At 58.9% G+C, this 20,336-nt stretch carries 16 protein-coding genes; 5 read left to right on the plus strand and 11 right to left on the minus strand.

What is annotated here, in order from left to right; genetic code table 11:
• Positions 1-67: 67 nt before the first annotated feature.
• A complete protein-coding gene (locus ACR3E7_RS06810) occupies positions 68-910 on the minus strand; it encodes a HalD/BesD family halogenase (protein WP_480502529.1) in 843 nt (280 codons plus the stop codon).
• A gap of 426 nt (positions 911-1,336) precedes the next feature.
• On the opposite strand from ACR3E7_RS06810, the gene ACR3E7_RS06815 reads away from it, so the two are divergent.
• From ACR3E7_RS06815 to ACR3E7_RS06825, 3 genes are all read left to right on the plus strand, one after another.
• Positions 1,337-3,088 (plus strand): acetolactate synthase 3 large subunit, encoded by a 1,752-nt coding sequence (locus ACR3E7_RS06815; RefSeq protein ID WP_480502530.1) that lies wholly within the window; start codon positions 1,337-1,339, stop codon positions 3,086-3,088.
• A gap of 67 nt (positions 3,089-3,155) precedes the next feature.
• Positions 3,156-3,716 carry an acetolactate synthase small subunit gene (ilvN, locus tag ACR3E7_RS06820; protein WP_170774568.1) on the plus strand — a complete coding sequence of 187 codons (561 nt, stop codon included), beginning with the start codon at positions 3,156-3,158 and terminating at the stop codon, positions 3,714-3,716.
• Positions 3,717-4,009: 293 nt separating this feature from the next.
• Positions 4,010-4,747, plus strand: coding sequence for a helix-turn-helix domain-containing protein (locus ACR3E7_RS06825; protein ID WP_480502531.1), 738 nt, complete (start codon positions 4,010-4,012; stop codon positions 4,745-4,747).
• Here the strand turns inward: ACR3E7_RS06825 and ACR3E7_RS06830 are convergent.
• The 6 genes from ACR3E7_RS06830 to ACR3E7_RS06855 form a co-directional block, all read right to left on the minus strand.
• Positions 4,744-5,520: a DUF2189 domain-containing protein gene (locus tag ACR3E7_RS06830; protein WP_170774571.1), complete on the minus strand. Its 777-nt coding sequence runs from the start codon at positions 5,518-5,520 to the stop codon at positions 4,744-4,746. The two genes, ACR3E7_RS06825 and ACR3E7_RS06830, sit on opposite strands and share 4 nt — an antisense overlap.
• A gap of 30 nt (positions 5,521-5,550) precedes the next feature.
• Positions 5,551-6,945, minus strand: coding sequence for an amidase (locus ACR3E7_RS06835; RefSeq protein WP_480502885.1), 1,395 nt, complete (start codon positions 6,943-6,945; stop codon positions 5,551-5,553).
• Positions 6,946-7,131: 186 nt separating this feature from the next.
• The gene (gene prfB / locus ACR3E7_RS06840) at positions 7,132-8,256 is read right to left on the minus strand and encodes a peptide chain release factor 2 (protein ID WP_170782586.1); all 1,125 of its coding nucleotides are present in this window, start codon (positions 8,254-8,256) and stop codon (positions 7,132-7,134) included.
• A gap of 90 nt (positions 8,257-8,346) precedes the next feature.
• Entirely contained in the window at positions 8,347-10,833 is a 2,487-nt protein-coding gene (locus tag ACR3E7_RS06845; protein ID WP_480502532.1) for a penicillin-binding protein 1A, read from the minus strand.
• A gap of 95 nt (positions 10,834-10,928) precedes the next feature.
• Complete coding sequence (locus ACR3E7_RS06850) at positions 10,929-12,149, minus strand: N-acetylmuramoyl-L-alanine amidase (RefSeq protein ID WP_480502533.1); 1,221 nt, start codon at positions 12,147-12,149, stop codon at positions 10,929-10,931.
• A gap of 66 nt (positions 12,150-12,215) precedes the next feature.
• Complete coding sequence (locus ACR3E7_RS06855) at positions 12,216-13,370, minus strand: pyridoxal phosphate-dependent aminotransferase (RefSeq protein WP_480502534.1); 1,155 nt, start codon at positions 13,368-13,370, stop codon at positions 12,216-12,218.
• Between ACR3E7_RS06855 and ACR3E7_RS06860 the strand changes: the two genes are divergently transcribed.
• Complete coding sequence (locus tag ACR3E7_RS06860) at positions 13,369-14,751, plus strand: M48 family metalloprotease (protein ID WP_480502535.1); 1,383 nt, start codon at positions 13,369-13,371, stop codon at positions 14,749-14,751. The two genes, ACR3E7_RS06855 and ACR3E7_RS06860, sit on opposite strands and share 2 nt — an antisense overlap.
• Positions 14,748-15,506: a DsbA family protein gene (locus tag ACR3E7_RS06865; protein WP_170782591.1), complete on the plus strand. Its 759-nt coding sequence runs from the start codon at positions 14,748-14,750 to the stop codon at positions 15,504-15,506. Before ACR3E7_RS06860 ends, ACR3E7_RS06865 begins: the two co-directional genes overlap by 4 nt.
• A 42-nt stretch (positions 15,507-15,548) precedes the next feature.
• Here the strand turns inward: ACR3E7_RS06865 and ACR3E7_RS06870 are convergent, their stop codons facing one another.
• From ACR3E7_RS06870 to hemA, 4 genes are all read right to left on the minus strand, one after another.
• Positions 15,549-16,217 carry a DUF1194 domain-containing protein gene (locus ACR3E7_RS06870; RefSeq protein WP_480502536.1) on the minus strand — a complete coding sequence of 223 codons (669 nt, stop codon included), beginning with the start codon at positions 16,215-16,217 and terminating at the stop codon, positions 15,549-15,551.
• Between the two features lie 96 nt (positions 16,218-16,313).
• The gene (ispG, locus tag ACR3E7_RS06875) at positions 16,314-17,435 is read right to left on the minus strand and encodes a flavodoxin-dependent (E)-4-hydroxy-3-methylbut-2-enyl-diphosphate synthase (RefSeq protein ID WP_170782593.1); all 1,122 of its coding nucleotides are present in this window, start codon (positions 17,433-17,435) and stop codon (positions 16,314-16,316) included.
• A gap of 72 nt (positions 17,436-17,507) precedes the next feature.
• Positions 17,508-18,722, minus strand: coding sequence for a helix-turn-helix domain-containing protein (locus tag ACR3E7_RS06880; RefSeq protein WP_170782594.1), 1,215 nt, complete (start codon positions 18,720-18,722; stop codon positions 17,508-17,510).
• Between the two features lie 126 nt (positions 18,723-18,848).
• Complete coding sequence (gene hemA / locus ACR3E7_RS06885) at positions 18,849-20,072, minus strand: 5-aminolevulinate synthase (RefSeq protein WP_170788775.1); 1,224 nt, start codon at positions 20,070-20,072, stop codon at positions 18,849-18,851.
• Between the last annotated feature and the right edge of the window lie 264 nt (positions 20,073-20,336).

Below are 20,336 nucleotides of genomic sequence, written 5' to 3' on the forward strand. Positions count from 1 at the left end.
GCTGCCCGGCCCAACCGGCGAAGATACGCCGCAGGCGCATCGACAACGGGCGGGAGCCCCGCCCGCTTCAGTCGAGCAAACGGTCCTGCCGCAGCCCTTCCCGATCTTGATGATGTTGCAGCACCCGCCCATAAAGCTGCCGAGTTCGTTCGACGCTGCCGCACATCCCCTCGGCCTCAACGAATGAAAAAATACCCACATAGCGACGTTGCGTCCCGGTCACCGCTGCGACCCGATGCAACGCGTAACGGCCCTTGAAGATCTGAAGATCGCCGGGTTGCAACTCCAATTGCCGGACCCGCGCCCTTTCCCCGCGAAGCACGGCTGAGACGGCTGGAAAATTCTCGTCCGTTGGGCTGCGCAGGTTCGGTACATATTCGAACGCGCCACCCCCTTCGCCGTTTTGGATGGCCAAAGTCACGGTGAAATTGTTAGTATCGAAGTGCCAGGGAAAGCCCTGCCCTTCCTCCACCACATTGATGATCACATCCGCCAAAGGATCGTCATAGCGAAAGAAACAGTCGTCGGGCTCATCCAACGCTGCGCGAATAAACGGCAGGAAGTCTGCGCATTCGTAAATTCGTCGCAACGGCCCCGTTTTTGCGAAATTGTCCGCTGGCACAAAGGCGTTTGAGCGGTCAAAAAACTGCCGAACCGGGTGATTTCGATCCAGCGAGGGTTCATCACGGGTAAAATAGGCATTGGTTCGGCTGAATGAACGATGGGCGTGCTCGGCCACCATATCGGCCTCTTGTCGCAATTGCGCGACTCCGTCGGAATGCACAAACCCCGGCAACACCGCGCAGCCATCCTGATCCAACTCACGCCTCAGATCGCTGATCAACCGCTCATATGCTCGAGAGCCCGGGCAATCTATCGGATACCGTCCAAGGTCAATAAGATCGTGCATGATATCCCGCCTCCATCGCCTATATGCTCGGGTCCACGTTGCCCCAGCATGTTGCCGCTATCATGCTCGTTTCGGACATCACTTTGACACTTTCCGACACGGTCAAATCACAGAGTCGCGTGGATTTCCCTCCAGGTTTTCCCGAAAATTCCCATCATGCGGCAATCTGCGCAATAAAATGTCGCAAAATTCACTGCCTGAGATAGAAAATTGGTGCGATTGCCTGTTGACGCCCCGTCGCGCCCCTCATAATGTCCCTGCACGCAAAAAAGGAGCCTCTGGCGATGAAAGCGCTAGTCGTAATCGTAGGAAACACGCGCATGGGCCGGTGACGGTAAACCATAATTCAACCCATGCGCCTCCGAAAATCTCGGGGGCTTTTTTTTGGCAACACGCAAGACACATGTCGCGAACGGAGCAAAGCAGATGACACGTGAGATGACCGGCGCAAAGATGGTGGTTCAGGCCCTCAAGGATCAGGGCGTGGACACGGTATTCGGATACCCCGGCGGCGCCGTGCTACCGATCTATGATGAGATTTTTCTGCAAAACGACATTCGCCACATTCTGGTGCGTCACGAACAAGGGGCTGTGCACGCCGCCGAAGGGTACGCGCGCTCGACCGGCAAGCCCGGCGTTGCGCTTGTAACCTCAGGCCCCGGTGCCACCAATGCAGTAACCGGCCTGACCGATGCGTTGCTGGATTCGATCCCGATCGTGGTTCTAACCGGTCAGGTCCCGACCTTCATGATCGGCTCGGACGCGTTTCAAGAGGCTGACACCGTTGGCATCACCCGCCCCTGCACCAAGCACAACTGGCTGGTGAAGGATACAGACTCGCTTTCTGAGACCATGCACGAGGCTTTCCACGTCGCCACCTCTGGCCGCCCTGGTCCTGTGCTGATCGACATTCCTAAGGACGTGCAGTTCGCCTCGGGTGACTATACCGGCCCGAAACCTTCGACCTCACATTACCAGCCAGTTTTGAAAGGCGATCTCGAAGAGATCACCGAACTGGTTGCCGCGATTGAGACGGCGAAAAAACCTGTCTTCTACACGGGTGGTGGCGTGATCAACTCGGGCCCCGCGGCCAGCCAGTTGCTGCGCGAGCTGGTGGATGCAACCGGCTTTCCGATTACCTCGACCCTGATGGGACTGGGGGCCTATCCGGCGTCGGGCGAGAACTGGTTGGGCATGCTGGGAATGCATGGTCTCTATGAGGCCAATCTGGCGATGCATGACTGCGACCTGATGATCAACATCGGCGCACGTTTCGATGACCGGATCACCGGGCGCATTGATGCGTTCTCGCCGAACTCGAAAAAGGCGCATATCGACATTGATCCGTCGTCCATCAACAAGGTGATCCGCGTCGATATCCCGATTGTCGGGGACGTGGCACATGTGCTGGAAGATATCCTCAAGGTCTGGAAAGCACGTGGGCGTAAAACCGACGCAGCGGCGGTTAAACAATGGCAGTCGCAGATTGCGGATTGGCGCAAGGTCAACTGCCTGGCCTATACCAACAGCGAAAAGACGATCAAACCGCAATACGCGCTGCAACGTCTTGAAGAGCTAACCAAAAACCACGACCGCTATATCACCACCGAGGTCGGCCAGCACCAGATGTGGGCAGCACAATATCTTGGGTTCGAAGACCCCAACCGCTGGATGACATCCGGTGGTCTGGGCACCATGGGCTATGGCACTCCGGCCTCGATCGGTGTGCAGATGGCGCATCCCGACGCGCTGGTAATCAATGTCGCGGGTGAAGCCTCTTGGCTGATGAACATGCAGGAAATGGGCACCGCCGTTCAGTACCGCCTGCCCGTGAAACAGTTCATCCTGAACAACGAACGTCTGGGCATGGTACGCCAGTGGCAGGAATTGCTGCATGGCGAGCGGTACTCGCATTCGTGGTCCGAAGCCCTGCCCGACTTCGTCAAACTCGCCGAGGCCTTCGGGGCCAAGGGCATACTGTGTTCCAACCCCGCCGATTTGGATGACGCGATCATGGAGATGATCAACTATGACGGCCCTGTCATCTTTGATTGTCTGGTTGAAAAGCACGAAAACTGCTTCCCTATGATCCCGTCGGGCAAGGCCCATAACGAAATGCTGCTGGGCGAGGCCGAAACGCAGGGCGTGATCGACTCCAAAGGTTCGGTTCTGGTTTAACAAAATTCGTCGAATTTTGTCGGGCGCTTCAGTACCCGACCTTCGCAGGATGATGAAAGGGACTTAAATGTCTGCCCTACATATCAAACAAGGCTCCACCCGCCATTCGGCCTATAACCTAAGGCCCACATTCTCGGACGTGCAGGAACGGCACACGATTGCGGTTTTGGTCGAAAACGAACCGGGTGTTCTGGCTCGCGTGATCGGACTGTTCTCTGGCCGTGGATATAACATCGAAAGCCTCACCGTGGCCGAGGTCGATCACACCGGCCACCTGAGCCGCATTACCATCGTCACCACCGGCACGCCGCAGGTGATCGAGCAGATCAAGGCCCAGCTTGGTCGCATCGTATCGGTCCGGGATGTGCACGATCTGACGGTCGAGGGTTCATCGGTCGAGCGTGAGCTGGCCATCATCAAGGTCGTGGGCGAAGGCGACAAACGGGTCGAAGCTCTGCGTCTGGCCGATATCTTCCGCGCCAATGTAGTAGACAGCACCCTGAATTCGTTCATTTTCGAAATCACTGGGGCCCCGGACAAGATCGACGCCTTTGCCGACCTGATGCGCCCGCTGGGCCTGGTTGAAATCGCCCGCACCGGTGTCGCGGCCTTGCTGCGTGGTGACTGAATGAATTGCCCCGCCCATTGCATGTAAGCATCGGACGGGGCTAAACATTCACAAAACTGCAGACAATATGCAATTATGTCTGTTTATTTTTTACATAACAGAAAATAATTGAATAAAAGATTATACAAATAAAAATAAAGCCTATTGCCTTTGCGGTTTAGCGCGTTAGCTTCGACACGTAACGTGGCGTTTCTATGCGCCTGTTGGGGTCCTAAGTACGATTTCAGAACATGCGCGACCGTTTGGTCAGACATGGTACGGTTTCACAAAAACACTTGAATACCGGGACAGAAATGACCAACGACACCCGCAACCCTGCTGACTTGCGCAGGATGTTCGGCGCAAACCTCAGGCAGCTCGCGCAGCAATACCCATCTGTTTCCGAACTCTGCCGTCAGCTTGGCATCAACCGGACTCAATTCAACCGGTATTTGGGCGGAGAGAGCTTTCCCCGCCCCGATGTTCTGGACCGCATTTGCCGGTTCTTCGATGTCGACGCCCGTATTCTGCTGCACCCTCTTGAGGCATTGGACAAGGCCCCTCTACACCCCGCCGCTTCGGCCCTGACCGAGTTTCTGGGCTCGGGGCCCACGACGTTGACCGAGACGCTGCTGCCCGCCGGATTCTATTCTGTGTCAGAGACGGATCTTGAAAACCCCTTCCCGTCCCGGCGCCGGCTGCTGCACGCCCGCCGCCTGCCCCAATGCACCCTGATTCGCAGCTTCGAGCCCCCCTCGGATGGCAAAGACAGTTCAGCCAAAGCGCGCGAAGTTCAGGGGATCGCCGCTTGTGCCGGTCATCAAATCTATATCCTGATGTCCTGCCGCGCCGCCCAGAACAGCCGCATCTACCTGATGACTCGCAATTCGGACTCGCAAGAAGAGTATTGGCGCGGCGTCGCAATCTGCCTGTCCAAGACGAATGCAAATGCGACCACCATGCGCAAACTCCAGCTGCGCCATCTGGGCACCAAACCGACCGAGGCATTGCCCGCCGCCCGCACCGCGCGCAGGTTGGAAAAGCCGCTTTAGGTAAGTCCTTCGGCCTCTGTAATCTGACGGTAAAGATGCCAGCTTGCATGCCCCAATAGCGGCAATACTATCAGCAAGCCAAGAAACCAGGGGATCATGGCGACAAAGGTCAGAACGGCGATCAGCACCCCCCAACCCAACATGACCGGCAGGTTTGCACTGACATAGCTATAGCTTGCAATCATCGCCGTAACGAAATCCAGTTCGCGGTCCAGCAGCATCGGGATGGACAAGACGGTGATCATGTAAAGCACGGTCGCGAAAACTGCGCCCACCGCCGTGCCCACCGCCAACATGGTCAGCCCATTGGCCGTCAGATACACCTCGACTGAAGTGGATACGTTGGTCATGGTCGACAACCCCATGAATAAAGCAAAGATCATGTGACCCAGAAAGAACCAGAACAGGAACATGACCACGATGATTGCGCAGATCGACGGCAACTGACGCCGCCCCTGCTGCGCCACGACACCAAAGATCGCGCCATAATCCAAAGGCTCCCCCAGTTCCAACCGGTGAGAGACCTCATACAGCCCCACCGCCGCGAAGGGGCCCAACAGCGGAAACCCGATCGCCGCCAGCACCAGCCAGTACGAAGTCTGAGTCTGTATTGTTACCCAGGCAATCGCCCAGCCGGCCAGCACATAGAACCCAGCAAACAGCAACCCAAAAACCGGCGCCCGGCGAAAATCGGCCCAGGCACGGCGCAGGGATTCGCGCAGCATCTCACGGCTGACCGGTCCCATTTTCGGAACGCCAAAGGGTTTCTCCATCACATCCTCCTCCCTTCATCCGTCCTTCTATCAGGCCGGTCTTTTCTGCGGCCAACGCGTGACCTCATGATACGCCGCCCCAATGGACAGAACCTGCCCATCGGCCCCTTTGGCTCCAAAAAGCTGCATCCCCATCGGCAGCCCCTCGGCCCCGAACCCGACGGGCACGGACAAGGCAGGCAGACCAATCAGACTGACAGGCACCATGACCTGCATCCAGCGATGATAGGTGTCCATCTTCACCCCTGCGATTTCTGTTGGGAACGGCGTGTCCAGCTCAAACGGCCAGACTTGCGCAGATGGCAGCACCAACATGTCATAATCAACGAACACCTCTGCGGCCTTGCGATACCAGTCCGAGCGAATGACGCTGGCGCGATGCACCTGCATCGCCGTCAAGGCCAAGCCCCGATCCAGCTCCCACTGCGCGGTGTCTTTCAGCTTTGAGCGGTGTTCAGTCAAAGGCCTCAACCCGGCGGCCACGCTCCAGGCGCGTAGCGTCACCCAACTATCCCACATCAATTCCGCTTCGAATGGCGGCGCAAGTGGTTCCACTTGCGCGCCCAGATCCGAAAACACCGCAAGGGCCTGCGCGCATTGATCCAAAATTCCGTCTTCAAACGGAAAGGCACCGCCCCAATCCGCCAACCAACCAATCCGCAGGCCGCGCATATCGGCGGGTCTGACCCGTGAAACCGGCGTGCAAGCCGCAGATAACGGCTGTCCCGCGTCCGGCCCTGAGATCACGTCCAGCAACACGCCCAAGTCCTCAGGGCTGCGTGCCATAGGCCCCAGAGTCGACAACTGATGCAAATACCCGTCCCCTTCGGGTTGAGACGGAACGCGGCCCCAGCTTGGTCGAAACCCATAAACATTGTTCCAGGCCGCTGGGTTGCGCAAGCTGCCCATCATGTCTGACCCATCCGCCAGCGCCAGCATCCCCGAAGCCAAGGCCACTGCGGCTCCGCCAGAGGAACCTCCGCAGCTACGCTCAGCATCATATGGGTTGCGCGTCGCCCCATAGACCGGGTTGAACGTGTGCGACCCCAAACCGAATTCCGGCGTATTGGTCTTGCCGATTAGAATGGCCCCCGCCGCCCGCAACCGTGCCGCGATCAGATCGTCAACCTCCGGTACATGCCCTGCAAACAGCGGCGAGCCTTGGGTCGAGGCCATCCCGGCCACATTGACCAGATCCTTGACCGCCATCGGCAACCCATGCAGCGAGCCCCGTCGTGGACCTTCATCCATCGCCCGCGCCTCGGCCATCAATTCGGCCTCATCCCGCAGCGCCACGATGGCGTTCAATCGGCCATTGACCGCCCCGATCCGCTCCAGCGTCAACCGCATGACATCCGCAGCCGAGACCTGCCCCGATGCCATTGCGCCCAAAAGTTCAGTTGCGGTGATTTGGCTCAGTTCCATCCCGGTCCCATCGGCAGTCATATCGCGTCAATACGATCAGCCTAACGACCCCGCCGCACCATTTAAACCCACTGTTTAAATGTATCTTTTCCGGTCCACCGCCACGCAATGATCCCCTTCATCTGGCCCAAAATATCCCGGGGGAGTCGCGCGCACGCGCGGCGGGGGCAGAGCCCCCTGCCAGACTTATTCACCTTGCGCTTCGGACCGGGACTTGCCAGCCACATCCAGCGCCAAAGTCGCCGCCATGAACCCGTCCAGATCCCCATCCAACACGCCCTTTGTGTCCGAGGTCTCATGGTTGGTCCGCAAATCCTTCACCATTTGATACGGTTGCAACACGTAAGACCGGATCTGGTTGCCCCAACCCGCATCACCCTTGGCCTCATGCGCGGCGTTGATATCCGCGTTCCGGCGGTCCAGCTCTTGCTGGTAGAGGCGCGATTTCAGCGCCTTCATGGCGATGTCCCGGTTCTGGTGCTGCGATTTCTCGGAACTGGTCACAACGATTCCGGTCGGGATGTGCGTGATCCGCACCGCCGAGTCCGTGGTGTTCACGTGCTGACCACCCGCGCCGGATGACCGATAGGTATCAATCCGAATATCCGACGGGTTCACCTCGATCTCGATATTGTCGTCGACCACCGGATAGACCCAGACCGAGCTAAAGGACGTGTGTCGCTTGGCCGCCGAGTCATAAGGCGAAATCCGAACCAGCCGGTGTACGCCGCTTTCCGACTTCAACCAGCCATACGCGTTGTGACCCGAAATCTTATAGGCTGCCGATTTGATCCCTGCCTCTTCGCCCGCGGTCTCGGATTGCAGCTCGACGGTGTAACCCTTCTTCTCAGCCCAACGCACATACATTCGCGCCAGCATTGAGGCCCAGTCACAGCTTTCCGTCCCACCCGCGCCCGAGTTGATCTCAAGGAAGGTATCGTTGCTGTCGGCTTCGCCGTCCAGCAGGGCTTCTAGTTCTTTCTTGGCGGCCTTGGCCTGCAGCGCCTTGATCGCGCCCTCGGCGTCGGTAACGACCTCTTCGTCCTCTTCCATCTCGCCCAGTTCGATCAACTCGATATTGTCACTCAGATCGGTCTTGATGGTTTCATAGGTCTCAATCGCATCGACCAGCATCTGCCGCTCGCGCATCAGCTTCTGTGCATTCTCGGGATTATCCCACAAGTTCGGATCTTCAACACGCGCGTTGAATTCCTCAAGACGATGAGGTGCGGTCTCATAGTCCATGCGCTGCGCCAGCAGCTCCAGCGACTTTTCGATTTCCGCCACGATATTCTGGGTTTCGGCGCGCATGGTCAGGTCCCAACTTGCTCAATCAGGCTTGCGTGATAGCAAGAGGTTGGGGCCACCACAAGACAGCGGAGGCCGCAAACCAATCAGGTGTCAGTAAAGACCGCCAGTTGCCACATCGCCCTGGCTGGCGTTGGGTCCGACGGTGACGGTGTTCCCGGTCGAGGTTGTCACCTGACGACCCGAGCTGGCCTCTTCAAACAAAGGCAGATCCGATCCCATCGCAAATCCACCGTCATAGACACGGTCGATAAACCCATCGACACCATCGCGGAAATACTCGGCCACCACATAGTCACCGGTCGCCTCCGGTGGCAGGCGCGCGCCGCTGAACCGGTCAATCTTGATGAAATGACCACCCTCTGGAACCTCGAAAGGACCGCCGCCATATTTCTCGGTCGCGGTTTCCATAAAGCTTTGGAAAACTGGTCCGCACATAGTGCCGCCATAGGCTCCCCGCCCCATGGGACGCGGGCGGTCGTAACCGATATAGCAGCCCGCCACGATGTTCGAGGTAAAGCCGATAAACCACGCATCCTTCGAATCGTTGGTGGTGCCGGTCTTGCCGGCGGTCGGCACAGGCAGGTTCACAAAAGACGACGCCGTTCCACGATCCACCACACCCTTCATCATCGAGGTCAGCTGATAGGCGGTGATCGCATCCATGACCTGCCAACGGTCGGTGACGATGGTCGGCGACTCGTCCGGCTCCAACCAGGCCGAGTTGCAGTCCAGACATTCCCGGTCGTCGTGCCGGTAGATCGTCTTGCCGAACCGGTCCTGAATGCGGTCAACCAGAGTGGGTTCGACCCGCTCGCCGCCATTGGCAAACATCGCATAGGCTGCGACCATCTTATAGAGCGTCGTCTCTTCGGACCCCAATGAGTTCGCAAGGAATGCCCCCATGCGGTCATAGACTCCGAACCGTTCGGCATAGCCCGCGACCACCGGCATCGTGACTTCTTGTGCCAGACGAATGGTCATCAGGTTCCGCGACTGTTCAATCCCGGTCCTCAAGGGCGTCGGACCGTAGAATTTGTTCGACGAGTTCTTGGGCCGCCACAGACCTTGCGGCGTGTTCACCTCAATTGGGGCATCCACAACGATGGTGGCAGGGCTATAGCCACTGTCCAGCGCCGCGGCATAGACGAAGGGTTTAAAGCTCGATCCCGGCTGGCGCTGTGCCTGCGTGGCGCGGTTGAACACCGAATCCTGATACGAGAACCCGCCCTGCATTGCTAGAACACGGCCCGAGTTTACGTCCATCGCAACAAAGCCACCCTGCACTTCGGGCACCTGACGGGCGGACCACTGGCCCTCTTCCCCGGCCATTACCAGAATGACGTCGCCGCGCTTGAAGTTGTCAAAGAAGTTACCTTGCATCCACTGGATGTCAGAGCGAGGAACGATGCCGTCAGCCGGGCCGTCCTCGATACCCACGGTCAGGGACTGATCGGCTACGTTCAGCACAACGGCCGGATACCATTGCGTCGGCAGTTCCACGTCGCGGGGGATTTCCATGATCGCCAGCGCCTCGCGCCATTGCGCTTCGTCTGCCAGGGCATCTTCGGCAATCACCTCACCCGTACCGCGCCATTTCCCACGTGATCGGTCGTATTTCTGCAGCGCCGTGCGCAGGGCCTTGGCGGCCACGACTTGCATTTCCTCATCCACCGAGGCGCGGACGGTGAAGCCACCGGTAAAGAACTCACCCTCACCGAAATCCTCGCTCAGCTGACGACGGATTTCGTCGGTGAAATAGTCACGCGGCGGCAATGCGGTACGGAAGCTTTCGAAATCGCCGTTTTGGACCGATCGCAGCGGTTGCGCCACCTCGGCCTCATAGGTGGCCAAGTCGAGGTATCCGTTCTGATTCATCTCGCGCAGCACATAGTTACGTCGCGCCAGCAGGCGCTCTTTCTCGCGCACCGGGTGGTAGTCTGAAGGCGCCTTGGGCATCGCCGCCAAGGTCGCCGCCTCATGCGGGGCCAGTTCCTGCAGTGTCTTGTTGAAATAGGTCTGCGCAGCCGCCGTCACACCATACGAGTTCTGCCCCAGAAAAATCTCGTTCATATAGAGTTCCAGGATCTGTTCCTTGTCCAGCGTATCCTCAAGTCGGGTGGCGAGGATAATCTCCTTGATCTTGCGCTCGGCGCGACGGTCGCCGGACAGCAGGAAGTTCTTCATCACCTGTTGGGTGATGGTCGAAGCACCACGCACGTTTTCACCCTTGGATTTCACCGCCTCAACGCCAGCTGCGATGATCCCGCGCGGGTCATAGCCTTGGTGCGTGTAAAAGTTCTTGTCCTCGGCCGAGATAAAGGCCTGTTTCACCAGATCAGGGATTTCTTCTGAAGGCGTGAACAGGCGGCGTTCCTGCGCGAATTCGTCGATCAACTGACCCTCACCCGAATAGATCCGGCTAATCGTGGGTGGTTTATACTGCGCAAGTGATTCATGGCTGGGCAGGTCGCGCCCATACATCCAGAAGATCGCGCCAATCACCAGCGCGGCCATGAAAAACCCAAGAGTCACGAGGCTGAAGATCGCCCCAAAGATCGAAAATATGAAACGGATCACGTCACTGCCTTTTGCTCGCGGTGCCGCCTATATAGGGACGCCCGCGCGTTGGGTCAAAACACGATGCCCCATATTAGCCGTTTTGCGCCGTAGGGTCACTGGCCAATCAGGGATCGGCGGATCACATCCTGCTGACGCCAGACTTCAAGCCCGTCGCGGATGCCATGTGCCATACCCAAGCGCCACTCTGGATTATTGATGTTTTTCCAGTCTCTGGGACTGGACAGAAAGCCAAGCTCGATCAAAACCGAAGGGATGTCAGCTGCTTTGAGAACGGAAAACGAAGCGGTGCGGATCGGGTGGTTGTTCATCGGCCCGCCCTGCTGCGTCATGCCATTGGCCAGCGCTGCGGCCAGCGCATCGGTGCGCGGTTTGGTTTCCTGACGCGCCAGGTCCAGAAGAACATCGGCCACCTGATCGTCGGCCCCGCTGAGGTCGATCCCCGAGATCAGATCACCCCGGTCATGCCGCTCGGCCAGTTTGTGGCTAGCCACGTCCGAAGCCTCCTCCGATAGGGTATAGACCGCCGCTCCATGAGCGCGCCCTTCCGACAGGATATCCGCATGCAGCGAGATGAACACATCCACCCCGGCCCGGTGGGCCAGCGCGATACGGCGCTCTAGCGACACGAAATGATCATCGGTCCGGGTCAGAACGATCTCATAGCCCCCTGTGCGCAACAAAACTTCGCGCAACTCGCGGGCGAAGGTCAGCATCAGGGTCTTTTCGTCCAGCCCGTTCACCTCGGCACCGGGATCAATGCCGCCATGGCCGGGGTCCAGCATCACCCGCAGCGGGCGCGGGCCATCTGCCTCGTGATCTGGCGCATTTACCGAGGGTTCGGGCAAGTCCCAGCCTGGCTGGCGGGGTGCTCCGGCGCTGGCAACAAACGTATCGAAATCGGTTCCCTTCAAGTCAAGCGTCAGGGCCGCCGTACCCGTTGCCTCGTCGATCCTCAAATTAGCGCTCTCGACCGCCAAAGGGGCGCCAAGGTCCAACACCATGCGCGACCATCCGGGGACATAGCCCCCGAATTGCACGCCACTGATCCGATCCGTCTGCAAGAAATCCGCATCTTTCAGCCCGGTCCAATCGACCTCCTGAAAGTCCAGAACCATCCGGTAGGGGTCGCGCAGCGTGAACACACGGTAGGGAACCCCTTGGCTGAGCCCAAGTTGCACCCGCACGCCCGAGCGCCCCTCATCCACGATGCGGCTTTCATCGGGCAACACACGGGCCAGCGCGCTAAGTTCATGCGCAACCGCAGCCCCCGTCAGCGCCCAGATCAGCACTATGGCGTAGAAAATCCTGCTCATGGCCTCAAGTTATCCCGAGATCGTTTGACCAGCAGACTAACGCAGCCGCGCCGGTTTGTGAACGCTCTACCCAATATTGCCCCGCTCGGTCATAAAGATACGCAATCGGTCTAGCCCCTCACGGATATCAGAGGTGGAGCGGGCATAGGAAAAGCGCAAGGTGCCGTGGCCGCGTTCGGGATCGAAATCCAGACCGGGTGTGACGGCCACGCCGGCCTTGTCCAAAATCTCGGCCGCAAAGGCGCGGCTGTCGTCGGTTAGGTCGGATACATCGGCATAGACGTAAAACGCCCCGTCCGGTGGTGCGATATTGGTGAACCCGGCCTTGGGCAGACCTTCCAGCATCAAAGCGCGGTTCTGGCGGTAGACGTCCAGATTGGCTTGCAACTCATCCTCGCATTCCATCGCCGCCAGAGCCGCCACCTGACTGGCATGCGGCGCGCAAATGAACATGTTCTGGGCGATCCGCTCAACCACACGCACCTGACCCTCGGGCACGACCATCCAGCCGACGCGCCAGCCAGTCATCGAAAAATACTTGGAAAACGAGTTGATCACATAGCATTCATCCGTCAGCTCCAGCGCGGTGACGGCTTTGGCCTCATATTCCAGCCCATGGTAAATCTCGTCGCTGATGAAGGACGCGCCCTGCCCCTGCGCCGCTTCGATCAGCGCGCCCATTGCTGCGTGGTCCAGCATGGTGCCGGTCGGGTTTGCAGGAGAGGCCACCATCAGCCCTTGCAGATCGAGCCCGGCGAAGTCCGCAGGCACAGGCTGCAATCGGTTTTCAGGCGCGGTTGGCAAATCAACCGGAACCAAGCCCAGAGCCTTTAGGATCTGACGATAAGACGGGTAGCCCGGAGCGCCGATTCCGACGCGGTCGCCGCTGTCGAACAGGGCCGTGAACGCCAGCAGAAACGCGCCCGAAGAGCCCGGCGTCACGACAACTCGATTGGGATCTAGATCGACATTGTACCATGCACCATAAAGCTGCGCGATCCGCTGTCGCAGCGCGGGCATTCCAAGCGCCACAGTATAACCCAAAGGGCTGTCCTGCATGGCCTTCGCCAGTGCTTCGGTCGCGCCCTTGGGGGCTCCGGTTCCGGGCTGGCCGACCTCCATATGGATGATGTGGCGACCCGCCTCTTCGGCCTTTCGTGCGGCCTCCATCACGTCCATCACAATAAACGGATCGACGCCGGACCGGGTTGAGTTTCTCATGCCCATCTCCCATGTTGCTTGTATGGCTTTTGAGCGTGTATCCAGGCTGGCGTCAATCCCGGCCCTGTTTCTATGTGTGATGACTTGGTTCGTCAGCGCAGCTCAAACCAATGCGCAAAGCTTGATCCGCGACCCCGACATCGAAAACGGCCTACGTGAACTGGCCTTTCCTGTGCTGCGGGCCGCCGGGCTGAACACCAATCGGGTGCAAATTCTGGTCGTTTATGACAGCACATTCAATGCCTTCGTTATCGACAACAACGCGATCTATCTGAACTACGGCCTGATCTTGTCCGTAGACACCCCCGAGATGCTGCAAGCGGTGATCGCGCATGAGGCCGCCCATATTGCCAACGGCCATCTCGCCCGCCGGTTCGAAAACCTGAAAGCCGCCAAACGCAATGCCGGGTTGGGAACAGCGCTTGCGCTGGCCGTTGCCGTCGCCGGAGGTGGCGAAGCAGCGGCAGGTATCGCTGCGGGCACCTCGAGCTCGGCCTTGCGCAGTTTTCTGGGGCACACACGGGCCGAGGAATCCTCGGCCGACCGCAGCGCAGCAAGCTATCTGCGATGGGCAGGTATTTCACCCAGCGGGATGGTTGCCCTGCACCAGAAATTCGTGGGTCAGGAGCTGCTGAGCGAGGCCAATCAGGACCCCTATATGCGCTCGCACCCCACCAACCGCGATCGTCTGCGCGCGGCCCAGACGTTTTTAGGGGAATTTGGCGCGTCTGCGGTCCCCAACGCGCAGTCAGAATATTGGTTTGCCCGCGTAAAAGGAAAGTTATCCGCCTTCCTGCGCGCGCCCTCGTGGACATTGCGACGCGCGAAAGAGGAAACCGCGCAAGACATTCGCCTGATGCGCGAGGCGGCGGCCCATCACCAGAACCGCAATCTTGCGGAGGCGAGGGGCGCCATTGACGGCGCCTTGGCCATTCGCCCCGACGATCCTTATTACTATGAACTGAAAGGCCAGATCCTGCTGGAAAACCGTCAGTTGCCCGAGGCCGTTGCGGCCTATGGTCACGCGATGGAGATGGCACCAAACAACGCCTTGATCCTTGCAGGCTACGGTCGCGCGCTTTTAGCACAGGATCGGACGAAAGACGCCCTGCAAGTGCTTGAAAAGGCACGCGCCCGCGACCATCGCAACACTGGCTCTCTGCGAGATCTGAGCGTGGCATATGCGCGGGTCGGCAACACTGGCATGGCCTCAGTCGTTACGGCGGAAAGATATGCCTTGCAAGGCAAGTTTACCGATGCAGGTATTCACGCAAGACGCGCTCTTGGGCAACTACCCGAGGGTTCAACAGGTTGGCAACGGGCACAGGATGTGCTGATTGCCTCGGAAAACGCAAAGAAATCGAAAAGGAAACGGAAATGATCCTCAGACATGCTGCACCGGCCCTTCTGGGGCTTTCCCTGCTTGCCGCCCCGGCGCAGGCGTTGGACCTCAACACCATGAGCGATGCCGAGAGAGAGCAGTTCGGCGCGCAGGTACGTGCCTATCTTCTGGAAAATCCCGAGGTCATCATCGAAGCGATCAACATCCTTGAACAACGCAACGCTCAGGCCGAGGCCGCCGCGGATCAAGAACTGGTCGCAGTCAATGCCGACGAGTTGTTCAATGATGGCTACAGCTGGGTGGGTGGCAATCCCGATGGCGACATCACGCTGGTCGAATTCATGGACTACCGCTGCGGCTATTGCCGCCGGGCCGTCCCCGAAGTGGCCGAGCTGTTGTCCGAAGACGGCAATATCCGTCTGGTGATCAAGGAATTCCCGATCCTGGGCGAAGCCTCGGTGGTCTCTTCCCGCTTTGCCGTGGCCACCAAGCATGTGGCGGGCGATGACGCTTATAAGCTGGTGCACGACGCTCTGCTGGACTTTGGTGGTGAGCCGAACGAGGTTTCTCTGCGCCGTTTGTCGGATGGTCTGGGGCTGGATAGCGATGCCATTTTGGCAGCGATGGACAGCGATCGTGTGACCGATGAGATCAACCAGACCCGCGAATTGGCGCGGCGGATGCAAATCCAAGGCACACCGTCCTTCGTTCTTGGCACCGAAATGCTGCGCGGCTATCTGACTGCCGACCAGATGCTGCAAATTGCAGACGCCGTGCGGGCTGAACAAGGCTAAGTTTAAACACAGGCGGCGCGCAATAGTGCGCCGCCCTATCCCTTACCGATCGGCTACAGCCATCGGAATTTCACGCAGCAATTTTCGCCGAAGGGCTGCGGCATAGTCCTCATACCCCGCCGCAATTTCCACAAAAGCGCCCTGTCCTGAAATGACGTGCTCGACGTAGTAGGCCAGCACCTCGGGCTCTGCCCCCTCGATCACCAGCGCATTCACGGTGACACCTTGCATCACCTGCATCTCGCGCGCGACATGGGGGCGAAAGCCGTTATTGTGTTTGCCGTCCCCTGACACATCTATGACGCGCCGACGGCAATCGGGCCCATAGTCGAACATCAACGCTCCGAACGCGACCGCCGGGCCTATGCCGGTTCCACCCGTTGCACTTCGAGGGGCCGCCAGAACCTCGGCAGCGATCGATTTCAACCCTGCCGCCCCTTTGACCAGACGCCAGGCCGAAATCTGCGTCTGCTGGCGCGAGTCTGACCACTCATACACCATCAGGGCCACGCCACCGGGTTGGGCCGAAATCGCCGTTACAACGTCAGGGTCCAGCAAGGCAGCGGCGACGCCATCGCGTTGCAACTGATGTTCGGCCTCATCGACGCTGCCCGACACATCCAACGCAAAAGCCAATGCCAATTCACACGCGCGCGCCGCGCCTATGGGAGCGGTCCACATTAGCAGAACAAGGACGAGTGTAGCCTTCATAGGCCCGACTTGGCCCCAGAACGGCGGGACCTGTCAACACAGACCGGTTCACCCTGTCGAGAACACATCCCTCCCCGGAACCGCGCGCTTGTTGGGTTATTCCGCAGCCTCGGCCGCTGCGTCCAGTTCAGCCGCTTTCTTTTCGACCTGTTCAACGATGTGGTCGATCATCTGATCGTTGGACATCTTGTGGCTGGCCTTGCCCGCCAGATAGACCATACCCGAGCCCGCACCGCCGCCGGTAAAGCCAACGTCAGTCATCAGCGCCTCACCGGGGCCATTCACGACGCAGCCGATGATCGACAGGCTCATCGGCGTCTTGATATGCTCCAGTCGCTGCTCTAGCGCTTCGACCGTCTTAATCACGTCAAAGCCCTGCCGCGCGCAGGACGGGCATGAGATGATATTCACACCGCGATGGCGCAGGCCCAGTGATTTCAGGATCTCATAGCCCACCTTGACTTCTTCCACCGGGTCCGCGGATAGGCTGACGCGGATCGTATCGCCGATCCCCATCCACAGCAGATTGCCCAGCCCAATGGCGGATTTGATGGTGCCGCTGACCAGTCCTCCGGCCTCGGTGATACCCAAATGGATGGGAGCATCTGTGGCCTCGGCAATCCCCTGATAGGCCGCAGCCGACAGGAACACGTCACTGGCCTTCACGCTGATCTTGAAGTTGTGAAAGTCGTTGTCTTCCAGAATGCGGATATGTTCGAGCCCGCTTTCGACCATTGCCTCGGGGCATGGCTCACCATATTTCTCAAGCAGGTGCTTTTCCAGCGACCCCGCATTGACCCCGATCCGGATCGAGCAATTGTGGTCGCGGGCGGCCTTGATCACCTCCTGTACCCGCTTTTCGTCACCGATATTGCCCGGATTGATCCGCAGGCAGGCAGCGCCTGCCTCAGCAGCCTCGATGCCGCGTTTATAGTGGAAATGGATATCTGCCACGATCGGTACAGGGCTTTCGCGCACGATCTCTTTCAGTGCCTTTGACGACGCCTCATCCGGGACCGAGACCCGCACAATATCCGCCCCCGCCTCGGCTGCGGCCTGCACTTGCGCTACCGTCGCGGCTACATCCGTGGTCAGCGTGTTGGTCATGGTCTGAACTGCAATCGGCGCATCACCCCCGATGGCAACGTCGCCAACCATGATCTGACGGGATTTGCGACGATATATGTTTCGCCACGGGCGCACGTGATTGAGGGACATGAGGGTCGGGTCCAAGACAGCCAGAGTTGCGCCTTTAGATAGTTCTCTTAACCCGCCATCGCAATGGCTAGATCATTCAGACGCGGCAACGGGTTCCTGTGCCTGAAGCTCGGCAACCAAGCGTTTGAGCGCGCTGTTCTGCTCGGCCTCAAGATCGGCGACCGTGTAGTTTTCCGCCACGGCATCCTTGGACAAGACTACGCCTTTAGCCACGGTACCCGGCGCACCGACCGGGCCGAAATGTTCACCGTTCATCGAGAAATAGACCGACCCCGACGCGCCTGCGCGCAGTTGCGGTGGTTCTTCGGTCAGCGGAACCTCGAACGTGTTGCCTTGCTCGACCGTGCCCAGCGTGCCTTCGAAGATGACGCTGCCATCTGCGGCTGTCACGCGCATCCAAGACGGATTGACCGCGACGATCTTGAGCGTGGTGTCCAGTTGCTCGACCACTTGTGGCAGCACCGGGCGTTCAACAGTATGCACCTCGGCCACTTCAATCTGAGGCGGCTCGGGCGGCAGGAAAGTCCCGACCGTGCGCGGATCAAGGGTCGAGATCGGAGCGTCACGCGCGACCAGAACCGGTACATCCAGCGCCTGTGGGCGATACAGACGATCCAGCGCCTCGACGCTGGGTGGTTCGATCTCAGCCGTGGTTTCAGTCGATATTGTTGCGCGGGCAACATCCAGAGGATCAAGATCGGACAAAACGACCGGCGCCTGTTCAACCGGGCTGACCTGAACCTGCTGTATTCTGTTCAGCACCGACCAGCCGCCATAGCCGATCCCGCAGATCACAGCCAGCAACACCAGCGATGAGCCGATGGCACGCGGATCGATCTGGCTGACCAGCGGTTCTTTTCCCGGAATATAGGGTGTATTGGGCGACATGAACGGATCATGGCCCATCGGGCCACGGGCAGGCAGCCCGCCTATAGGCTTGCGCACTACCGACGCTTGCGCAGACATGCCATGGGCCACTTCGAACCCACTTTCCTTGCAGAAGGCGGCAAAGGTTTCATCCGGGTTCATCCCCAGATAGCGTGCATAAGACCGCACATACCCGGCGATAAAGCCGGGTGTGTCAAAAGCGTCGGGGTTCGCTTCTTCAATCGCTGCGATGTAGGTGGCTTTGATCCGCAGTTCGCGTTGAACATCCAGAAGAGATTTGCCCATCGTCGCGCGTTCGCCGCGCATCATGTCGCCAAGTCGGACCTCATAATCGTCATAGCCTTTCGGCCGGACGTCACTGTCCTCATCCGATCCGCGCTGAGATCTGCGCCCAATCATTCCTGCTGCCCCATTCTGCCTACGCGTGTTTCACGCCAGAGCCGAATCATGCCTACCGATTCGTCTGCTACTTTTGTTAGCTTAAGCCTAACACGCTATGAACGCGTTGCACACTTTGGCGTGAGGTTAACCGGCGAGTTCGGCGCGATTTAGCGCACAATGTGACCAAAGTTCGTCCATCGCCTGCACCAGAGCGTTCATTTCATCCGGCCCGTGAACCGGCGATGGAGTGAACCGCAAACGCTCGGTTCCGCGCGGAACGGTCGGGAAATTGATCGGCTGAACGTAGATTCCATAGTCGTCCAGCAGCATATCGCTGAGCTTTTTGGTATGAACAGGATTGCCAACGATCACCGGCACAATATGGCTGCCATGGTCGATCAGCGGCAGGCCCAACCCTTTCAGTCGCAGCTTCAGGATTTTCGCCTGTGTTTGGTGCAGCTCACGCAGTTCCGGGGCAGTCTTCAGATAGGCAACCGAGGCCGCCGCACCCGCAGCAACGGCAGGCGGCAGCGACGTGGTAAAGATGAAGCCCGGCGCATAAGAGCGTACAGCGTCACACATTTTCGCACTTGCCGCGATATAGCCGCCCATCACACCAAAAGCCTTGGCCAATGTGCCGTTGATAATGTCGATCCGATGCGCAAGGCGATCCCGCTCGGTCACACCGCCACCGCGGGGGCCGTACATGCCAACCGCATGAACCTCATCAATGTAGGTCAGAGCACCAAATTCATCTGCCAGATCGCAAATTTCTTCGATCGGGCCGAAATCGCCATCCATCGAATAGACGGATTCAAACGCGATCAGCTTGGGAGCGGCCGGATCGTCAGCCTCCAGCAGTTCGCGCAGATGAGCGACGTCGTTATGACGGAAGATCCGCTTGGCGCCACCGTTGCGGCGCACGCCCTCGATCATCGAAGCGTGGTTCAGCGCATCCGAATAGATAATTAGACCAGGAAACAGTTTGGGCAGCGTGCTCAGCGTTGCGTCATTGGCAATATAGGCCGAGGTGAAGAGCAACGCCGCCTCTTTGCCATGCAGATCAGCCAGTTCAGCCTCAAGCTGCTTGTGGTAAACCGTCGTGCCCGAGATGTTGCGCGTGCCACCCGAACCGGCCCCTGCCGAATCCACAGCTTCGTGCATCGCGTTCAGGACAACCGGGTTCTGGCCCATGCCCAAGTAGTCATTGCCGCACCAGACGGTGATGTTCTGTGTGGACCCGTCCGGGCGCGTGTGTACCGCATGCGGGAAATGGCCGTTGCGACGTTCGATGTCGATGAAGGTCCGGTAGCGTCCTTCGTCGTGCAGCCTGGCAATCGCGGTATCGAGCTGAGCAGTATAGTCCACCGGTTTCTCCTTAAAAGCCCGGCCAATCCGCATTGACCGAACATCTTCCCCGACCCCGTTTTCATCCGACGCCGATATGGTCCCAAGTGATCGCACCATATAAGTGAGTCTGGGAATGCTTATTTGATTTGCATCAAATATCGCCTCACATCCTACCCGACAAGTAAACTTACGTCCAAGAAACGCGAGGAAACGACGCAGGGGGGGCGGTCGCATGCGTCAGTTATTGCGCCTTTTTTGACAGTAAACGGACTGGACGGCAAG

The organism is Ruegeria sp. BK1 (genome assembly GCF_056535645.1).

Excerpts from the sequence above, each read along its gene's own strand:
- ACR3E7_RS06880 (WP_170782594.1), bottom strand. The coding sequence starts at position 18,722 with ATGATTGGGCGCAGATCTCAGCGCGGATCGGATGAGGACAGTGACGTC.
- ACR3E7_RS06810 (WP_480502529.1), bottom strand. The coding sequence starts at position 910 with ATGCACGATCTTATTGACCTTGGACGGTATCCGATAGATTGCCCGGGC.
- ACR3E7_RS06870 (WP_480502536.1), bottom strand. The coding sequence starts at position 16,217 with ATGAAGGCTACACTCGTCCTTGTTCTGCTAATGTGGACCGCTCCCATA.
- ACR3E7_RS06825 (WP_480502531.1), top strand. The coding sequence starts at position 4,010 with ATGACCAACGACACCCGCAACCCTGCTGACTTGCGCAGGATGTTCGGC.
- ACR3E7_RS06860 (WP_480502535.1), top strand. The coding sequence starts at position 13,369 with ATGCCCATCTCCCATGTTGCTTGTATGGCTTTTGAGCGTGTATCCAGG.
- ispG (WP_170782593.1), bottom strand. The coding sequence starts at position 17,435 with ATGTCCCTCAATCACGTGCGCCCGTGGCGAAACATATATCGTCGCAAA.
- prfB (WP_170782586.1), bottom strand. The coding sequence starts at position 8,256 with ATGCGCGCCGAAACCCAGAATATCGTGGCGGAAATCGAAAAGTCGCTG.
- ACR3E7_RS06855 (WP_480502534.1), bottom strand. The coding sequence starts at position 13,370 with ATGAGAAACTCAACCCGGTCCGGCGTCGATCCGTTTATTGTGATGGAC.
- ACR3E7_RS06850 (WP_480502533.1), bottom strand. The coding sequence starts at position 12,149 with ATGAGCAGGATTTTCTACGCCATAGTGCTGATCTGGGCGCTGACGGGG.
- ACR3E7_RS06830 (WP_170774571.1), bottom strand. The coding sequence starts at position 5,520 with ATGGAGAAACCCTTTGGCGTTCCGAAAATGGGACCGGTCAGCCGTGAG.
- ACR3E7_RS06835 (WP_480502885.1), bottom strand. The coding sequence starts at position 6,945 with ATGGAACTGAGCCAAATCACCGCAACTGAACTTTTGGGCGCAATGGCA.
- ilvN (WP_170774568.1), top strand. The coding sequence starts at position 3,156 with ATGTCTGCCCTACATATCAAACAAGGCTCCACCCGCCATTCGGCCTAT.
- ACR3E7_RS06815 (WP_480502530.1), top strand. The coding sequence starts at position 1,337 with ATGACACGTGAGATGACCGGCGCAAAGATGGTGGTTCAGGCCCTCAAG.
- ACR3E7_RS06865 (WP_170782591.1), top strand. The coding sequence starts at position 14,748 with ATGATCCTCAGACATGCTGCACCGGCCCTTCTGGGGCTTTCCCTGCTT.